The sequence below is a fragment of the Exiguobacterium sp. HVEsp1 genome (assembly GCF_002009685.1).
GTDB lineage: Bacteria > Bacillota > Bacilli > Exiguobacteriales > Exiguobacteriaceae > Exiguobacterium > Exiguobacterium profundum.
Genome location: NZ_KV917367.1, coordinates 663773 through 680057, shown reverse-complemented (window position 1 = coordinate 680057; position 16285 = coordinate 663773). Strand labels below are relative to the sequence as shown.

The 16285-nt window shown below is 48.1% G+C and carries 16 protein-coding genes; 12 read left to right on the top strand and 4 right to left on the bottom strand.

All coding sequences use genetic code 11. The features are described from left to right. Positions 1-5 precede the first annotated feature (5 nt). Together BV910_RS03525 and BV910_RS03520 are read left to right on the top strand one after the other, a co-directional pair. Complete coding sequence (locus BV910_RS03525) at positions 6-200, top strand: hypothetical protein (RefSeq protein ID WP_078146370.1); 195 nt, start codon at positions 6-8, stop codon at positions 198-200. Positions 201-242: 42 nt separating this feature from the next. After that, a complete protein-coding gene (locus BV910_RS03520) occupies positions 243-1385 on the top strand; it encodes an MFS transporter (RefSeq protein ID WP_078146369.1) in 1143 nt (380 codons plus the stop codon). Between the two features lie 39 nt (positions 1386-1424). Here the strand turns inward: BV910_RS03520 and BV910_RS03515 are convergent, their stop codons facing one another. Next, a complete protein-coding gene (locus BV910_RS03515; RefSeq protein WP_031421094.1) occupies positions 1425-1727 on the bottom strand; it encodes a hypothetical protein in 303 nt (100 codons plus the stop codon). 134 nt (positions 1728-1861) lie between these two features. Next, positions 1862-2806: a DMT family transporter gene (locus tag BV910_RS03510; protein ID WP_078146368.1), complete on the bottom strand. Its 945-nt coding sequence runs from the start codon at positions 2804-2806 to the stop codon at positions 1862-1864. A gap of 204 nt (positions 2807-3010) precedes the next feature. Between BV910_RS03510 and BV910_RS03505 the strand changes: the two genes are divergently transcribed. The 4 genes from BV910_RS03505 to BV910_RS03490 all read left to right on the top strand — a co-directional run bounded on the left by BV910_RS03505 (position 3011) and on the right by BV910_RS03490 (position 7483). Further along, a complete protein-coding gene (locus BV910_RS03505) occupies positions 3011-4918 on the top strand; it encodes a heavy metal translocating P-type ATPase (RefSeq protein ID WP_078146367.1) in 1908 nt (635 codons plus the stop codon). Positions 4919-5033: 115 nt separating this feature from the next. Further along, on the top strand, positions 5034-5960 hold the full coding sequence (locus BV910_RS03500; protein ID WP_015880860.1) for a carbohydrate kinase family protein: 927 nt from the start codon (positions 5034-5036) through the stop codon (positions 5958-5960). 67 nt (positions 5961-6027) lie between these two features. Next, positions 6028-6465, top strand: coding sequence for an NUDIX domain-containing protein (locus tag BV910_RS03495; protein WP_078146366.1), 438 nt, complete (start codon positions 6028-6030; stop codon positions 6463-6465). Positions 6466-6529: 64 nt separating this feature from the next. Next, positions 6530-7483, top strand: a complete 954-nt coding sequence (locus BV910_RS03490) for a YihY/virulence factor BrkB family protein (RefSeq protein ID WP_078146365.1) — start codon at positions 6530-6532, stop codon at positions 7481-7483. Between the two features lie 38 nt (positions 7484-7521). Here the strand turns inward: BV910_RS03490 and BV910_RS03485 are convergent, their stop codons facing one another. Continuing rightward, positions 7522-8073, bottom strand: coding sequence for a beta-class carbonic anhydrase (locus tag BV910_RS03485; RefSeq protein WP_078146364.1), 552 nt, complete (start codon positions 8071-8073; stop codon positions 7522-7524). Positions 8074-8092: 19 nt separating this feature from the next. Beyond that, positions 8093-8992: a 1,4-dihydroxy-2-naphthoate polyprenyltransferase gene (locus BV910_RS03480; RefSeq protein ID WP_078146363.1), complete on the bottom strand. Its 900-nt coding sequence runs from the start codon at positions 8990-8992 to the stop codon at positions 8093-8095. 168 nt (positions 8993-9160) lie between these two features. On the opposite strand from BV910_RS03480, the gene BV910_RS03475 reads away from it, so the two are divergent. The 6 genes from BV910_RS03475 to menC are packed head-to-tail and all read left to right on the top strand — an operon-like array spanning position 9161 to position 16268. Next, complete coding sequence (locus BV910_RS03475; protein WP_078146362.1) at positions 9161-10549, top strand: isochorismate synthase; 1389 nt, start codon at positions 9161-9163, stop codon at positions 10547-10549. Then, on the top strand, positions 10542-12191 hold the full coding sequence (gene menD, locus BV910_RS03470) for a 2-succinyl-5-enolpyruvyl-6-hydroxy-3-cyclohexene-1-carboxylic-acid synthase (protein ID WP_078146361.1): 1650 nt from the start codon (positions 10542-10544) through the stop codon (positions 12189-12191). The genes BV910_RS03475 and menD overlap by 8 nt, the downstream gene beginning before the upstream one ends. Beyond that, entirely contained in the window at positions 12188-12967 is a 780-nt protein-coding gene (locus BV910_RS03465) for an alpha/beta fold hydrolase (protein WP_078146360.1), read from the top strand. Before menD ends, BV910_RS03465 begins: the two co-directional genes overlap by 4 nt. Position 12968: 1 nt before the next feature. After that, positions 12969-13793: a 1,4-dihydroxy-2-naphthoyl-CoA synthase gene (menB, locus tag BV910_RS03460; protein WP_015880852.1), complete on the top strand. Its 825-nt coding sequence runs from the start codon at positions 12969-12971 to the stop codon at positions 13791-13793. Between the two features lie 49 nt (positions 13794-13842). After that, the gene (gene menE, locus BV910_RS03455) at positions 13843-15201 is read left to right on the top strand and encodes an o-succinylbenzoate--CoA ligase (protein ID WP_078146359.1); all 1359 of its coding nucleotides are present in this window, start codon (positions 13843-13845) and stop codon (positions 15199-15201) included. Continuing rightward, positions 15198-16268 (top strand): o-succinylbenzoate synthase, encoded by a 1071-nt coding sequence (menC, locus tag BV910_RS03450; protein ID WP_078146358.1) that lies wholly within the window; start codon positions 15198-15200, stop codon positions 16266-16268. The genes menE and menC overlap by 4 nt, the downstream gene beginning before the upstream one ends. Positions 16269-16285 lie beyond the last annotated feature (17 nt).

Below are 16285 nucleotides of genomic sequence, written 5' to 3'. Positions count from 1 at the left end.
TGTAGATGACTGCGATTTATATCCTCATGATTACCGTGATGGCCATCATTATTTTTGGCGGAGTACTGAGCATCTTATTGACAGCCGCATTCGTTTCAGACAAAGTAGAGCATGATGAAATGTTTAGTCAAGGCAGTTGGGATGATGAATTGATGCATTTGAATCACTCTCCACAACCGATTGACGACACGAAAAGCTGAGACCCTTCTCGGCTTTTTACTTTGACTTCATGAGGTGAACCTATGCTCCGTTTTCGTTTTATGATTTTACTATTGATTGTCTTTATTTCCGGTTTGATTCAAGGTGCGCTCATCCCACTCTTATCCACGTTGATTGAACGGGATGGGGCCCCGGCCTGGGTGAACGGACTGAACGCGACGATGCTTTACGTCGGTGTGATCGTCTCTGCGCCTCTCTTGGAGCGATTCGTCCGTAAATATGGATTCCGACCGACCATCGTCCTCGGTATCGTATTGACGGCTGTCGCGACCTTCGCTTTACCGATTTGGCCGTCCTTACTCGTTTGGGCGATGATGCGCTTCTTCATCGGATTCGGTGACTCGGCTCTACACTACGGGTCACAAGTATGGGTGACCTCAGCAAGTGAAAAGAGCAGTCTCGGTCGAGCGATGGCGTATTATGGAATGTCTTTCAGTCTCGGTTTTGCCATCGGTCCATTGATCGCACCACTCGTCGACCTATGGTTTTGGTTACCGTTCCTCATTATCGTCTTCTTCTGTCTCGCTTCGTTGATGCTCGTCTTTAAAGTCGAGAACGAGTTTCCCGAGGTCGAAAAAGTGAAGACCGACTCGAAAGGACGAATTCGCCTGATTCTCGTCGGTGCGGGATACACGCTTCTCCCTGCCTTTACATATGGGTTTCTCGAAGCGAGCTTAAATGCCAACTTTCCCATTTTTACGTCTCGGAATGGGATGAGTTTGACGGAAACGAGCACACTCATCACGACGTTCATCGTCATGTCGATTGTCGTTCAGCTTCCTCTTGGTCGCCTCGCAGACTTGTACGGTAAGAAGCGGATCTTACAAATCGTGCTGACGTTTGGTACCCTCGTATTCACTTTGGCGAATCTTGTTGTCGATTCCTATGTCGGTCTACTCTTCCTATTCGCACTTGCCGGCGCCGGGCTAGGATCGACTTATTCACTCGGTTTGGCGCATATGACAGAGGTGCTTCCCCGTTCGTTACTGCCGACGGGAAACATGCTCTACAGTATTTCATTCAGCATCGGCTCGATCTCAGGTCCGATGATCGGTGCCTTCTGGTTGTCTTTACCGAAAGAGGTCTATTTCTTTATGTATGCCGTCATTCTCGGTATTCTAGCGCTACGACTCTTCACGTCGACCGCTAAACCAATCGACTTATAAACAGAGGCAGATGGTTCCCATGAACCACCTGCCTCTGTTTTATTCCACTACTCGTTCCATTTCATCATCGTTTAACTGCAAAGCTCGGATGAACACTTCGTCTAGCGCGAATGGTTCAGTGTCTAGCGAAGCGAGTACATCGGATTTTAGCGTCACTTCTACGACACGGTCATCGAACTGCCATCTCGTCTGAATATCATCACCTTGTCTTGTGGCGCGGGTCGCCACTGGACCGTGACGTTCTTTTAAACTTTGACTCACGCACTTCATCACGTACTTGACGTACTCATCTTTCGGCTGACGTGAGATGAGAATGTTTCGAACGATTCGATTTCTAGTCATTGTTTCTCCTCCTCCCTTTGAATGATTGCGCACGCAAGTCTTTACAAACGAAGACCGATTTTTCGAACTTTAAAATTCAGAATTTTTAATATATTTTGTCACGGGATTTCAATTCCGTCAACTCTGTCTCTATTTCAAATGACATCCGTTTGTTTTTTTGTACGGCGACCTTGAAAATACGTAGATAAATAAATGCCGACAATAACGAATCCGAGTCCGACCACCGCATTCCACGGAATCGTTTCACCGAGTAAAATCCCTGACAACATGACACCAAATAAGGGCACTAAAAAGATATAGAGTGAAATTCGACTGACCGGATTGTATTTCATCAATGTGTTCCACAATGTAAATCCGATCGCTGACAACATCGCCAAGTAAAACAGGAACGCAATCGTCTGTGCGGTGTACGGCATGGAAACACCATTCGGGTCTAATAGATAGCCAATCAGCAGTAACCCAACTGAACCGATCACCATCGCCCAAGCCGTCATCGGGGCAACATCATATGTCTTCGAGTAGTCCTTCGCAATCAAGTTCCCGAACGCTCCGGATACCATCGCCAAGATGAGTAAAATCTCTCCTAACCCAAAACCAACTTCAGATCCGGTCGCCGGCCAGTTCGCGATGACGATTCCAGAAAAACCAAACGTTAAAGCAAACCCCTTCAATCGATTCAATTTGTCGTCTTCATATCGGAAATGAGCGAGGGCCATTTGGAAAAACGATGTAGAACCAGCAATGATTGATCCCTGGACCCCGGTCGAAATGGACAGTCCGATATAGAAGAACAAGTATTGTAGAAACGTCAAAAACAAACCGAGATGCGCATACGCCTTTACCTTTTCACGGGTCAATCGGACAGACCGTTTCAAAACGGTCTGACTGATGATGAGCAATAGAATCCCTGCGAGTAAAAAGCGCTCGCCAGCGAACAATAGTTGTTGCCCATACTCATTCGATTGGATATCAAGTTTCTCATAACTCAACTTGATGAATGGGAACGCACTCCCCCATAACAACGTATTGAAAATCGCCAATAACGCCACCGTCCAAGGGCGTTCAAATATATTTTGCATGACACAAAAACTCCTTAATCTTTTTATTTGTGAGTCACTGATAAGCGTGTTAAGATAAACCTAGAAAATAATAATAATTATAAATAAAGGATTCAGATTAAACTTCTATAAATTCTTTATTTTAAGCTAATTGAAGATGATAATCATCATCAGTCATTATCATTTAATCGAGATTTATTCTCAATTAGAAAGAAGGGATTATCGATGAACGTCCAATCGGTCACGCACGAAAAAAGCCACGTTTTCAAACGGGCTAGCTGGTACGAACATATTGAATTGATCATGGCGCTCATTAGCGGTGTATTGATTGTACTCGCTTATATCGCCGAAACACAAGGCGGAGCGCCTTGGATTCATGTCATACTTTACTTATCCGCCTTTTTTATCGGAGGATACGCAAAAGCGAAAGAAGGGATTTCGGATACGATTGAGACGAAATCGCTAAATGTAGAGCTTCTCATGATTATCGCCGCCATCGGTGCCGCTTCGATTGGGTACTGGATGGAAGGGGCAATCCTCATCTTCATCTTTGCTTTATCCGGGGCACTCGAGACGTATACGATGAACAAAAATGAACGTGCCCTCGAATCGTTAATGGAATTACAGCCGGAACAGGCGACTCGTCTAACAGACACTGATGAACTCGAAGTTGTTCATATCGACGACCTTCGTGTCGGAGATCGGATTTATGTACGTCCTGGTGAACGCATTCCGGTCGATGGAAAAATTGTAAAAGGCAACGCATCCGTAGAAGAAGCCGCCATCACAGGCGAATCCGTCCCTGTCGATCGTCAAGTCGGTGATGACGTGTTCGGATCGAGTGTCAACTTGAACGGGGTATTGACGATCGAAGTGACAAAACTTGCGACGGAAACACTGTTCCAAAAGATCATTCAAATGGTCCAACAAGCACAAGAAGAGAAATCACCGTCTGCACAGTTCATCGATCGATATGAAGGACGTTATGTTCAAATCGTGCTCTTCTCTGTTGCGGCCATCATCATTCTCGGACCGTTCGTCACGTCGTGGTCTCTTGAAACGAGCATCTATCGCGGCATGATCCTTCTCGTTGGCGCCTCCCCTTGCGCACTCGTCGCCGCCATCACACCGGCCGCGCTGGCTGCCATCGCCTCTTCTGCAAAACACGGGATTCTCTTTAAAGGCGGTGCTCATATCGAGAACATGGGACGTCTAAAAGCAATCGCCTTTGACAAGACCGGGACACTCACAATTGGGAAACCGATTGTGCAAGAAGCGCTCATCTCACCTTCATTAGAAGAAGAGGACGTCAACCGAATTGTCAGTTTGATTGAAGAGCATTCGATGCATCCACTTGCTGAAGCGCTCGTTTCCTACACCGGAAAACATAGCGGGGAAATGACACACTTCAAAGACATCACAGGCTCCGGAATTGAAGCAACGATTGACGGGACGACGTATCGGGTAGGAAAACAGAAGTTCGCTGACCGAAGCGGTGATTTCTTTAAGAATGATGTCGAACGATTGAAAGAGGCCGGTCATACACTCGTCTTCATCAGTGACGAGACACGTACAATCGGTGCTTACGCCTTACGTGACACGCTACGACCCGAGGCAAAGGTAGCAATCAAGCGACTGAACGACTTAGGGATTGCGACCATCATGATTACCGGAGACAACGAGGCAACCGCTCGCGCTATTGCGAACGAAGCTGGGTTGACACGCTATATCGCCGAATGCTTGCCTGAAGAGAAGGTTTCGCAAATCAAGGTGTTACGAGAGGAATATGGAACAATCGGGATGATTGGCGACGGAATCAATGATGCCCCCGCCCTTGCGACCGCCGACGTGGGGATTGCCATGGGCGAAGGTACGGATGCCGCACTAGAAACGGCAGATGTCGTCTTAATGAAAAACGACCTCGTCCGATTGAGTGACGCCATTCGTCAATCGCGCAAATTAAATCGAATCGTCTTACAGAACGTCGTTTTTGCACTCGGTGTGATTCTTGTCTTGATTACAACGAACATCTTTGAGTTACTCATCATGCCGTTCGCGGTTGTAGGACATGAAGGCTCAACCATTTTGGTTATTTTGAACGGCCTCCGACTCCTCACGTCATCGTGGGAGTGATCCATTCGACAAAATGGAATCGATGATTGAAACAATATGTCGATTTCGTTATAATTGAAACAATGTGTCTACAGACTGAAACAGATCGAAAGATTGACTAAAGGTGGTACAAGATATGAATACGATTGCAGTCATCGGCAAGGTGTTTGTCGATATTAAAGGGACTTCCTTCGCACCGCTCCACAAAGATGCGAAGAATGTCGGCGACATCACTTTTTCCAATGGCGGAACAGGTCGAAACGTTGCTCAAAACTTAGGTGTGCTCGGCAACGATGTCCGCTTCGTCTCGACCGTCACGAACGACCAAATCGGTGTCGGTGTCCTCGAAGAGTTACGTTGCTTGAATGTAAACGTCGATGGGGTCGACATGCTTGACGATAATGGTATGGGAATGTGGCTCGCTGTAATGGACAACAACGGTGATCTTCAAACATCTATTTCGAAACAACCAGACGAAGCCCGTATGGAAGAAGCGATTTTACGTCAAATCGATACGGTCTTCGAAGAGAGCGACGCGGTCGCCATCGATTTAGACTTATCGGTCAACGTCTTGAACGAGACGATTGAACTATGCCGTGAAATGGATTTACCGCTTTATGGTGTCTGTGGCCATCTATCCGTCATCGAACGAAACCGTCATTTGCTTCAAGGATTCACAGGATTCATCTGCAGTCGTGAAGAAGCGGAAATTTTGTCCGACATGTCAATCGTTACAGTGGACGATGCCCTTCGCGTCGCGGAAGTACTCGCCATGAAAGGTGCTCCCCTCACAATCGTCACGATGAGTGAGCTTGGCGCTGTATATGTCGACCTTCGTACGAACGAACAAGGTCACGTCCCGACGACAAAAGTGAAAGTCGCCGACTCCACGGGAGCTGGTGACTCCTTCTTCTCCGCTGTCATCTCGGAGCTCATGAAACAACACTCGATTGAAGAGGCGCTTCGATTGGGCATGCGCGTCGCAGGAAAAGTCATCGCCTCTCATGAGAACGGATTGACGCAAGAGATGTACGCATCATTAGAACAACCTACGCAAGAATAAATAGAACGCATCGGCGAATCGTCGATGCGTTTTGTGCAAAATCACAGGAACGAAAGGAACGATCTCATTGGTTCGAACGAAATTAAGAAGCGCGATCATTTTAATGAATGATCGAGATGAAGTGGCTTTGATCCGTCGCGAAAAAGAAAACGTCCTCTATTACGTTTTCCCAGGTGGCGGAGTCGAATATGGGCACACAACAGAAGAGACGGCCGTACGTGAAGCATTTGAAGAACTCGGTGTTCACGTGGAACTAGAAGGTGTCGCTGCCTACGTCGCATTCAATAACGAGTTAAATCCTTATTATTGGGCGAAGATGACAGGTGGCGAATTCGGGACCGGAACAGGTGAAGAGTTTCAAGAGGAACAGACTAACGGATCGTATACACCGATGTGGATCAAACGGTCTGCACTCCCTCATCTCCCCGTTCGTCCACCTTCACTTGCTGAAAAACTCGCCTTACATGAGGAACGTTTTTACGATTTGACCTTATCCGAGGAGTAATCAGGTGTACACCCTGCCGAAATCGGGAAACGTTTTTTAACGATCGAGTTAGGAGGGTTTTATAATGGCAATGACAGAAGTGAAGGAAAAAAAGAATTGGCTTTCATTTGGGAAAGAGTTATTTCGAAGATTTCAAGAGCATGATGTACAAGACTACGGGGCTACCCTCGCATTCTTTTGGTTTTTATCCATTTTTCCTGGAATCATCTTTATTTTGGCGCTCTTGTCCTTTTTTGATGTCTCACAAGATTCGTTTCAAAATCAATTGAACGATTTGGCACCCGGGTCCGCCGCTTCCGGGTTTCTAACGGGAATTTTCGAGGCGATTGGCGAACCACAAGGCGGTCTCTTGTCGCTCGGTGCGATTTTGGCCATTTGGTCCGCCTCAAAAGGGGTAGACCGTCTGATCACGACGTCACTTCATGCTTATGGTGAAGACAATGAACGTAACTTTTTCGTCAAAAAAGGATTGGCACTCGGATTGACGATATTGCTTGGACTCGGGATGCTACTGCTGATTCTATCGAACGTGTTCGGGTCTCAAATCATTTCATTCGTCACTGAGTATTTACCCGTCAACATTACCGGAGCCGAAGAAATGATGATCAACGTGTTCCGATATGTCCTTACGACGGTTGTCCTCATTTTGACGCTTTCAATTTTTTATAAAGTATCTCCACAACAGCACGTCTTTTGGAAAAGTACCATCCCCGGTGCCATCTTCGGTGTCATCGCTTGGCAAATCGTCTCATTCGGTTTCAGCCTATACGTTTCAAACTTCGGAAGTTATGACTCGACTTACGGGTCACTCGGAGGAATCATCGTCACGTTGCTCTGGTTACAATTAACCGGGATGATCATTTTAATCGGATCTGAAATCAACGCGACATGGATGCGTTTCTTCAAGACACCGAGCGAACAGGAATACGAACGCGACTTCAAAAAGAACAAAAAGAAAGCGAAACAAAAGCAAGACGAAGATAACTATGACGACATCCCGACGAATACGTACGGATAATTCAAAAGGAGCACGTTCAAGCTGAACGCGCTCCTTTCTTATGCTTCAATCGGATCAAGACGTCCCGTCGCCGGGTCAATCACGAATCCGTGTACATTCGTTCCTGGTGGTAACAGTGGATGGTTATTGATCAGGTTAACAGAATGAACGACGTTCTCTTCAACTGAATCAAATCCATGTAGCCACTGCTCCAAATCCATTCCTGAAGACTTTAGCGTCTTCAACGTTTGCGGGTCGATTCCACGACGCTCCATCTCTTCGATGACGACAGTCGGTTCAATCGCCGCCATCCCACAATCGTAATGTCCAACAACGACAACTTCTTCTGCTCCTAGCGCATAGAGTGCGACCAAAATCGATCGCATGGCCGAACCGAATGGATGCGACAAGACCGCACCCGCATTTTTAATGATTTTAGCGTCTCCGTTCTTAAGTCCTAGCGCTTGAGGTAACAGTTCTGTCAAACGTGTATCCATACACGTCAAAATCACAATTTTCTTATCTGGGAATTTATCAGATACGAACGGTTCATACTGTTTCTCCTCTACGAAACGTTTATTGAATGCAAGCATTTCTTTTACGACTGACACGTTAACGCCTCCTCTTTTTTTACAAAACAAATCTTGAAACGATGAGTCCGATGACCATCCATGCTCCGAACAGCGTATTGACTTTCGCTGTCATCGCCATGGCAGGCATCAACGCAGCCGGTTCTGCCTTCTGCCAAAACCGTTGAATCGCCCGGATCATGACCGGCACCGTTAAGAGTGACAGCAAGACCCATGGAGTGACGCCATAAAACATGACGGCGACGATGATGCCGACTAATGCCGCGATAAAGAACGCTGCCAATACATACACCGCACGTCGATGACCGACCAGACACGCAATCGTTTTTCGGCCATTCTCTTTATCGTTATCTAAATCACGGATGTTATTCGCAAGTAAGATTGCCCCTATCAATAAGGCCATCGGGAACGACACGAGTAGCAACTCCGTAGTCACCGTATTGATTTGGATAAAGCCGGCAATCCCGATGATGACATATCCCATGAATAGCCCAGCGACAATTTCACCAAACGGCGTATAAGCAATCGGTAGCGGCCCTCCAGTATATAAGTAGCCGACAAGCATAGACAATGCGCCGATCCAAAGCAAATGCCAGCTTGTGGATGCCGCAATGTAGAGCCCGAGTAGCGCCGCAATCGTATACATGCCGAGCGCAATCGCTAATACTTGCTGTGGTGTAAATCCATCACGGACGATGGAGCCTCCGATTCCGATGGACCCCTCATGATCAAGACCACGCTTGTAGTCATAATACTCGTTAAATAAGTTCGTCGCGATTTGAATAAGGACAGATGCCACTAACATGGCAAGTAAAAGTCCCCATTTGAGTTCGGTTTGATCGAGGACGATGAACGTCCCGAGCAAGACCGGAATAAAGCTTGCGGTCAGGGTATGCGGGCGAATCATTCGCCAATATGCCCCTTTCGATTTCTGTTTCATTTCGTTCCCTCCCTTCGTTAGTTTACGTCTCGATGAAAAAATCTGTCAACGCCAGCCCATTATCCTCGATTCTTGATCATTTCCCGAGCATTTCATAGGCAGGTAGATTGCGAACTCATGATACACTAAAGAGTGAGAATTCTATCGGATTGAGGAGGCTTTTCTTTTATGCCAGATACTCAAACACATATAAAACAGCGAATTGAGCAGGCCCATAAACGGGCGCGAGCTTGGCAACGGCCTGTCCTCGCATCATACACATGGGAAATCTCGGCGTTCGATGCTTTTCAAATCATCCAGAACACCGATACGTCCCACTATTATTTCATGACACCAGACCGAACACTCGAAATGCTAGGTTGCGGGGATGCACTCGTCTTGAGCGCTTCTGGACCCGAACGATTTCAGCGACTTCAATACGATTGGAGTCTTCACCGACGAGATGTCGATGCGACAATCCACGCGTTCGCCGGTTTTTCATTCGACACGTTTATGCGACCACAAAAAAGTATGTGGGATGCCTTTGGGGAGGCATCACTCGTCGTACCAAAATTTTTATACCGCCGCTACAAAGACCGACATACGTTGACAGTCGCCACCCTCGTCTCTTCGAAGCAGTCGGTCGAACAGTATTTGATTCAATTGGCAGATCAGTTGGCCCAGTTCAGTTCACTTCGTCCGACGGAAGAAGCGACGCCATCTTATACGAGAATGAAAGATGGGGTCGATCACTTCAAGTCCAGTTTCCAACAGGCGAAACAGTTGATTGAAGAAGAACGGGTTGAAAAAATCGTGATCGCCCGCGAAGAAATATATCAGCGTTCCGACGATGCATTCCCCTTCGCAAAAAGTTTGAAGCATTTAGCGGATCATCAAGAATCCAGTTACATCTATTTATACCAGCCAAAACGTGACATCGGGTTCTTCGGGGCAACTCCTGAGCGCTTAATTCAAAAAGAGGGCATGCGACTGAACACGGCCGCCATCGCAGGGACAATCAAGCGTCCGAAGACCGAGATCGAGGCCGATCTTGCGAAAGAGAAACTCTTAAACGATTCAAAAAATCGTGAGGAGCATCAAATTGTCGTGAAAGACATTAAGCAGGCGTTGACGCCCTATACTGCACCGATTCAAACACGAGATGTACCACAAATTTTGACCAATCGCTCGGTGTTCCATCTATACACACCAATTCAAGCGACACTCGAAACGAACGCTTCCTTGCTGTCACTTGCGGAATCGCTACATCCAACGCCAGCACTCGGCGGCTCTCCGAAGCGGACATCGGTCCGATTACTTCGTGAAATCGAGCGATTCGACCGCGGGTGGTACGGTTCTCCGTTTGGTTGGGTAGACAATGAAGGCGACGGCGAGTTTGTCGTGGCAATCCGCTCTGCACTCGTCCAACACCAATTCGTCGCACTGTATGCTGGATGTGGGATTGTGAAAGACTCTGCACTCGAGCAAGAGCTCGAAGAAACAGAAATAAAAATGAGTCCAATCAAACAAGCTTTGCAGTTTGATTTACACAATCAAGGAGGCACCCTAGATGAATAAGATTTTGACCGATTGGGTCGCATCCATGGTAAATCGGCTTGTTGCGTCCGGTGTAAAAGACGTGGTCATCAGCCCAGGATCCCGCTCGACTCCGCTCGCTGTAGCGGCATATCTTCATCCTCAGATTCGTCATCACATCATCGTCGATGAACGATCTGCCGGTTTTTTCGCTCTTGGACTGACCCGTGCGTCAGAAACAATTCGCCCGGTCGCATTGATTTGCACAAGTGGAACGGCAGCGACAAACTACTTTTCGGCTGTGACGGAAGCGTTCATATCGCAGTTGCCACTCGTCGTACTGACAACCGATCGTCCCCATGAACTGCGTAATGTCGGGGCTCCACAAGCAATCAATCAAGTCCGACTCTACGGTGAACAAGTGAAGACGAGCATTGATTTGCCTGTTCCAGAGGAGACAACGTTATCGTTTATGAAACAAACGATTACCCGCTTCACGAATCTGTCAATGCAAGCACCGATGGGACCCGTTCATTTGAATGTACCGTTTCGAGAGCCTCTGCTTCCTGACCTCGAGTCATTGAAACAGATGTTAAAAGCTGACCCTGTCTTGCCAGAACGACAGCGCATTCGGCCGACACAAGCAGACAAAAACATTTTCTCGGAATGCACGAGTCAAAAACGACTCGCCTTCGTCGTCGGACCTTACACCCCGACATCTTGGCAGAAATCCATTGTTGAATTCGCTTCCGAACGACAGATCCCGATTTTTGCCGATCCTCTTAGTGGCATGCGACGTTTCGACGGCGTCTTGACCAACTATGACACGTGGCTCGCGAGTGAGCATCGGACTGATTGGCTGCCTGAGGTGTTCGTCCGTTTCGGGGCTGCACCTGTTTCGAAACGCTTCAATCAATGGATGGCCATGGCGAATCAACTCGTCATCGATGAACCGGGATCTTATCGCGACCCAAGTAGCCGAGCCACCATCTGTTACGGCGACGCACTCGATTTTCTACCGCTCATCGCATCCGCAAACGAACCTCGGTACCTTGAACGTTTACGCTTTTTTGAAGAGGTTGCCGAGTCTGCAAAATCGTCACTTCAAGGTGAAGCGGAATTGACGAAACGATTGCTCGATACATCGATTGAGCGTCTATTCGTCAGTAATAGTATGCCGATTCGAGATATAGATACATCACTGTCTGCCGGCACGAATATACACGTTCTCGCCAATCGAGGCGCAAACGGAATTGATGGTGTGTTATCCACTGCACTCGGAAGCAGTTATGATACGGCTCACGGCGCTCTATTGATCGGTGATTTAGCGTTCTATCATGATAGCAACGCCTTGCAACTGTTAAAGCATCATCCCGGAAAATTTTCCGTCGTGATTGCAAACAATAATGGTGGAGGAATTTTCTCCTTCCTCCCGCAGGCTTCTGTCGACACACAGTTGTTCGAAGATTTATTCGGAACACCGCTTGATTTAAATATCCGTGGATTTGCTGACACATATGGCTTATCGTATCGCCTAATTGAACGACCGGATGAAATTCAAGATGCGATTGAAGATGGCATTCACTTAATCGAATTCCCATCGAATCGTGAGGAAAATGTGACGATCCATCGGGGGTGGACACAATCTGTCTGCGCTCGCCTCATCACGGAGAACGAATCATGAACATCGATTTACGTGGCGTACGTTATGAAGTGATTCATCGCGGTGAGGGAAAACCGGTATTATTTTTACACGGATTCACCGGAAACGCCCATTGGGTCGATTCGCTCCCTACATTACCGATTCGTCTTGTGTCACCGTCGCTCCTCCAACATGGCGCGACGGAGCACCCTTCAGTCAATCGTTCGACAATGAGTCAGCAAGTTAAGGATTTGTCCCGCTTACTGGATACGGACGACCGACCTTGGACAGTCGTCGGTTATTCACTCGGTGGGAGAATCGCATTGACACTTGCCGCATGCGACGAGCGTGTCGAACATGTCATCGGGATTAGCACGACCCCCGGTCTGCTCACTTCTAAGGAAAGAGCCGCACGCCGGCGCCAAGATGCAGAATTGGCTCACTTGATTGAAACCGAGGGCATCGCTGCATTCGTCAATCGTTGGGAGAACCTTCCCCTTTGGCGACAGACGGAAGACATGAAACGTTCACTCCGAAAAGACCGGCTCGCCCAACACCCGAATGCCCTCGCAAACAGTTTGCGGTCAATCGGAACGGGGCATATGCCGTCGTTATGGGGCACATTACAGCGTCTCCCCCGCACCGATTTGATTGTCGGGTCAGACGATCTCAAGTTCAAAGCCATCGCAAGACACATGCAGGAAGAGCGACCAGATATAAAAATCTATGAAATTTCAAACGCAGGGCATGCTCCTCATATCGAGAATGCATCAGAGTTTGGTACAATAATAAAGAAATTGATTTTAGGGGGTATTTAAAATGGAATCAGTAGCGAACTGGACATCGGTCCGGACGTATGAAGACATTAAATATGAAACGTGGAACGGGATTGCTAAAATCACCATCAACCGTCCCGAAGTGCGCAATGCATTCCGTCCGTTGACGGTCAATGAATTGATTGATGCATTCGCTCGCGCGCGCGACGATAAAGAAGTCGGCGTCATCATCTTGACAGGTGAAGGCGAAAAGGCATTCTGTTCAGGTGGAGACCAAAAAGTTCGCGGACATGGTGGCTACGTCGGGGAAGATGAAATCCCACGCTTGAACGTCCTCGACCTTCAGCGCTTGATTCGCGTCATTCCAAAACCGGTCATCGCCATGGTCGCAGGTTTCGCAATCGGCGGAGGACACGTTCTTCATGTCGTCTGTGACTTGACGATTGCAGCGGACAATGCTCGCTTCGGACAAACAGGTCCTAAAGTCGGTTCGTTCGATGCAGGATACGGTTCTGGATACTTGGCACGGATCATCGGCCATAAGAAAGCTCGTGAAATCTGGTACCTTTGCCGTCAATACGATGCACAAGAAGCACTCGACATGGGACTCGTCAACACGGTGGTCCCACTCGATCAACTTGAAGCAGAAACGATCAAGTGGTGCCAAGAAATCTTACAACACTCACCTACAGCGCTTCGCTTCTTGAAAGCAGCAATGAACGCAGATACAGATGGTCTTGCCGGACTTCAGCAACTCGCTGGAGACGCAACGCTTCTCTACTACACGACAGATGAAGCAAAAGAAGGACGCGATGCGTTCAAAGAAAAACGTGACCCTGACTTCGGTCAATTCCCACGTTTCCCTTAAATGTTGAGAGAGTAGCGATTTCGCTACTCTTTTTTTGGAGGTGACAGCTATGTATGAATGGATTCGGAAACACCCAGCGTCACATCTCGCCCTTGTGACAGCTGACGATCGATTGACATGGGCAATGCTACGCACGGAAAGCCTTCAACTTGCCCAGTTCATCCATGAACAGACACCCACCGCCAAACGAATTGGCATATTCGCTAAAAACAGCAAAGACTATGTCATTGCCGTTCATGCAGTACATCTGCTCGGAAAAGTGCTTGTTCCGTTGAATACACGGCTGACCGAAGAGGAAGTGCGTACTCAGCTACAAACAGCAAAAGTGGACCTCCTTCTCGTTGACGTAGAAATCAATTTGTCTATCACCCAACTCCTAATCACACGTCGGTCCACTTCATGTTTCACCGTGCCCCATGAGTGGAATGAAGATGAAACCATGTCTCTCATGTTTACGTCCGGAACGACGGGTCGAGCCAAAGCAGTGCAACAGACGTACGGGAATCACCTCGCTAGCGCCCGTGCTGCTGAAGCGCATTTGGACTATCGTCCATCAGACCGGATGCTCGCGGTGACCCCGCTCTTTCACATGAGTGGACTGTCTCAAGTGTATCGGAGTGCCATCATCGGTTCGACGCTCTATGTCGAGCCACGATTCGATGTCGATCGAACACTTCACGTCATCGAGACAGAAGGCATCACCCAACTGTCACTCGTCTCAATTATGCTGCAACGACTGCTCGATGCCGGTCTGAAGAAGCATCATCTTCGCACGTTACTCGTCGGAGGCGGACCCGTCCCACGCTCATTACTAGAAGAAGCAGAACGACGGCAGTTACCGATTGCTCAGACATACGGGATGACCGAGACATGCTCTCAAGTCGCCACGCTGCTCCCGAGCGAAGCGCTCTCGCATATCGGTTCGAGTGGTCAGGCAATCGCCCCAACAAGAATTCGAATTAATTCAGACGGAGAAATCGAAGTAAAGGGACCAACTGTGACGAAGGGATACTTCGAACAACCTGAATCAGATGCTTGGACACCCGACGGTTATTGGCGAACGGGTGACCTCGGCACGATGAGGGATGGTTATTTATATGTACACGATCGCCGAACCGACCTTATTCTTTCAGGTGGTGAAAATGTTTATCCGGCTGAAATCGAAGCCGCCATGTTACGCTGTGCCGGCGTCCAAGACGTCGGCGTCACGAAACAATCGCATCCGACTTGGGGAGAAGTCCCGATCGCCTTCGTCGTCGGCTCCTATGAACCAGCCGAGATGCAGCATGTTCTCGATTCACAGTTGGCTAAATATAAGCACCCGATCGTCATCCACCACGCACCGAGTTTACCACGAAACGCGAACGGAAAATTAATGCGCCATCGCTTAAAGGAGCTACTGTCATGATCAAACGTGCTGAGCTTTCCATCGTCCCTTTGACGTTTAAACACCCGATTGTGACGGCACACGCCGTCTTATCTGTCCGAAGAACGCTCATCCTTCGTCTAGAAACCGTAGACGGTGTCATCGGATACGGAGAAGGTGCCGCTTTCGAAACACCTTGGTATACAGAAGAAACGACCCAATCCATGATCGATACGTCTAAACTAATTCTCAATTTATTGAAAGGGATGACGGTCACGACGGACGTGTTTCCGAACTTGGTCTCGTCTATCATCGGTCAGCACATGGCAAAGGCGATGTGGGAAAGTGCACTCTGGGAGATTGAAGCAACGCGCGCGAACAAATCACTCAAGTCATTCATGAGCGCCGGAGATTCCGTTTCCTGCGGACGAACAATCGGGATTGGGTTACTGAATCAAACGATGAAATCCATCGAGACGGCATTAGCTGACGGATTCGAACGCATCAAATTAAAGGCATCTCCTAATGAACTGGTTCCTGCCCTACGTGAGATTCGCGCGGTCTTCCCTGACGCGCCCCTCATGATTGATTTAAACGGAAGTGCGTCCGATCAACCAATGGAATGGTTCGAACAACTCGATGCCCATCGGTTATTGATGATCGAACAACCGTACCCAAGCCGACAATTCACAAAATCAGCGGCTCTCCAAGCAAAACTCACGACCCCCATTTGTCTCGACGAATCCATCACGTCTTATGACGACGTGGATACGATGGCACAACTCGGTGCGGGGAAGATTGTCAACATTAAACCCGCACGTGTCGGTGGGCTTAGCGAGGCGCTCCACATTCGAAAACACGGAACGCCATACTGGGTCGGTGGCATGTATGAATCCGGTATCGGAAGATATCATACACTCTTGTTTGCTTCGTTAAGCGGCGCGAGCTTCCCAGCGGACATGTCAGGCACGAGCGCTTATTTCGAGCAAGATTTACTCGATACCCCGCTTGAAGTGGAGAATGGAAAGTTGACTCTTCCGGATTCCGTACAACCAGATTGGAATGTGATTGAACGGTTACGCGAAGAAGTGATTACATTGCAAACATGAAAAAGGTGCGGTTCACG

Excerpts from the sequence above, each read along its gene's own strand:
- BV910_RS03465 (WP_078146360.1), top strand. The coding sequence starts at position 12,188 with ATGAACATCGATTTACGTGGCGTACGTTATGAAGTGATTCATCGCGGT.
- BV910_RS03515 (WP_031421094.1), bottom strand. The coding sequence starts at position 1,727 with ATGACTAGAAATCGAATCGTTCGAAACATTCTCATCTCACGTCAGCCG.
- BV910_RS03475 (WP_078146362.1), top strand. The coding sequence starts at position 9,161 with ATGCCAGATACTCAAACACATATAAAACAGCGAATTGAGCAGGCCCAT.
- menE (WP_078146359.1), top strand. The coding sequence starts at position 13,843 with ATGTATGAATGGATTCGGAAACACCCAGCGTCACATCTCGCCCTTGTG.
- BV910_RS03490 (WP_078146365.1), top strand. The coding sequence starts at position 6,530 with ATGGCAATGACAGAAGTGAAGGAAAAAAAGAATTGGCTTTCATTTGGG.
- menD (WP_078146361.1), top strand. The coding sequence starts at position 10,542 with ATGAATAAGATTTTGACCGATTGGGTCGCATCCATGGTAAATCGGCTT.
- menB (WP_015880852.1), top strand. The coding sequence starts at position 12,969 with ATGGAATCAGTAGCGAACTGGACATCGGTCCGGACGTATGAAGACATT.
- BV910_RS03525 (WP_078146370.1), top strand. The coding sequence starts at position 6 with ATGACTGCGATTTATATCCTCATGATTACCGTGATGGCCATCATTATT.
- BV910_RS03500 (WP_015880860.1), top strand. The coding sequence starts at position 5,034 with ATGAATACGATTGCAGTCATCGGCAAGGTGTTTGTCGATATTAAAGGG.
- menC (WP_078146358.1), top strand. The coding sequence starts at position 15,198 with ATGATCAAACGTGCTGAGCTTTCCATCGTCCCTTTGACGTTTAAACAC.
- BV910_RS03505 (WP_078146367.1), top strand. The coding sequence starts at position 3,011 with ATGAACGTCCAATCGGTCACGCACGAAAAAAGCCACGTTTTCAAACGG.
- BV910_RS03480 (WP_078146363.1), bottom strand. The coding sequence starts at position 8,992 with ATGAAACAGAAATCGAAAGGGGCATATTGGCGAATGATTCGCCCGCAT.
- BV910_RS03510 (WP_078146368.1), bottom strand. The coding sequence starts at position 2,806 with ATGCAAAATATATTTGAACGCCCTTGGACGGTGGCGTTATTGGCGATT.
- BV910_RS03520 (WP_078146369.1), top strand. The coding sequence starts at position 243 with ATGCTCCGTTTTCGTTTTATGATTTTACTATTGATTGTCTTTATTTCC.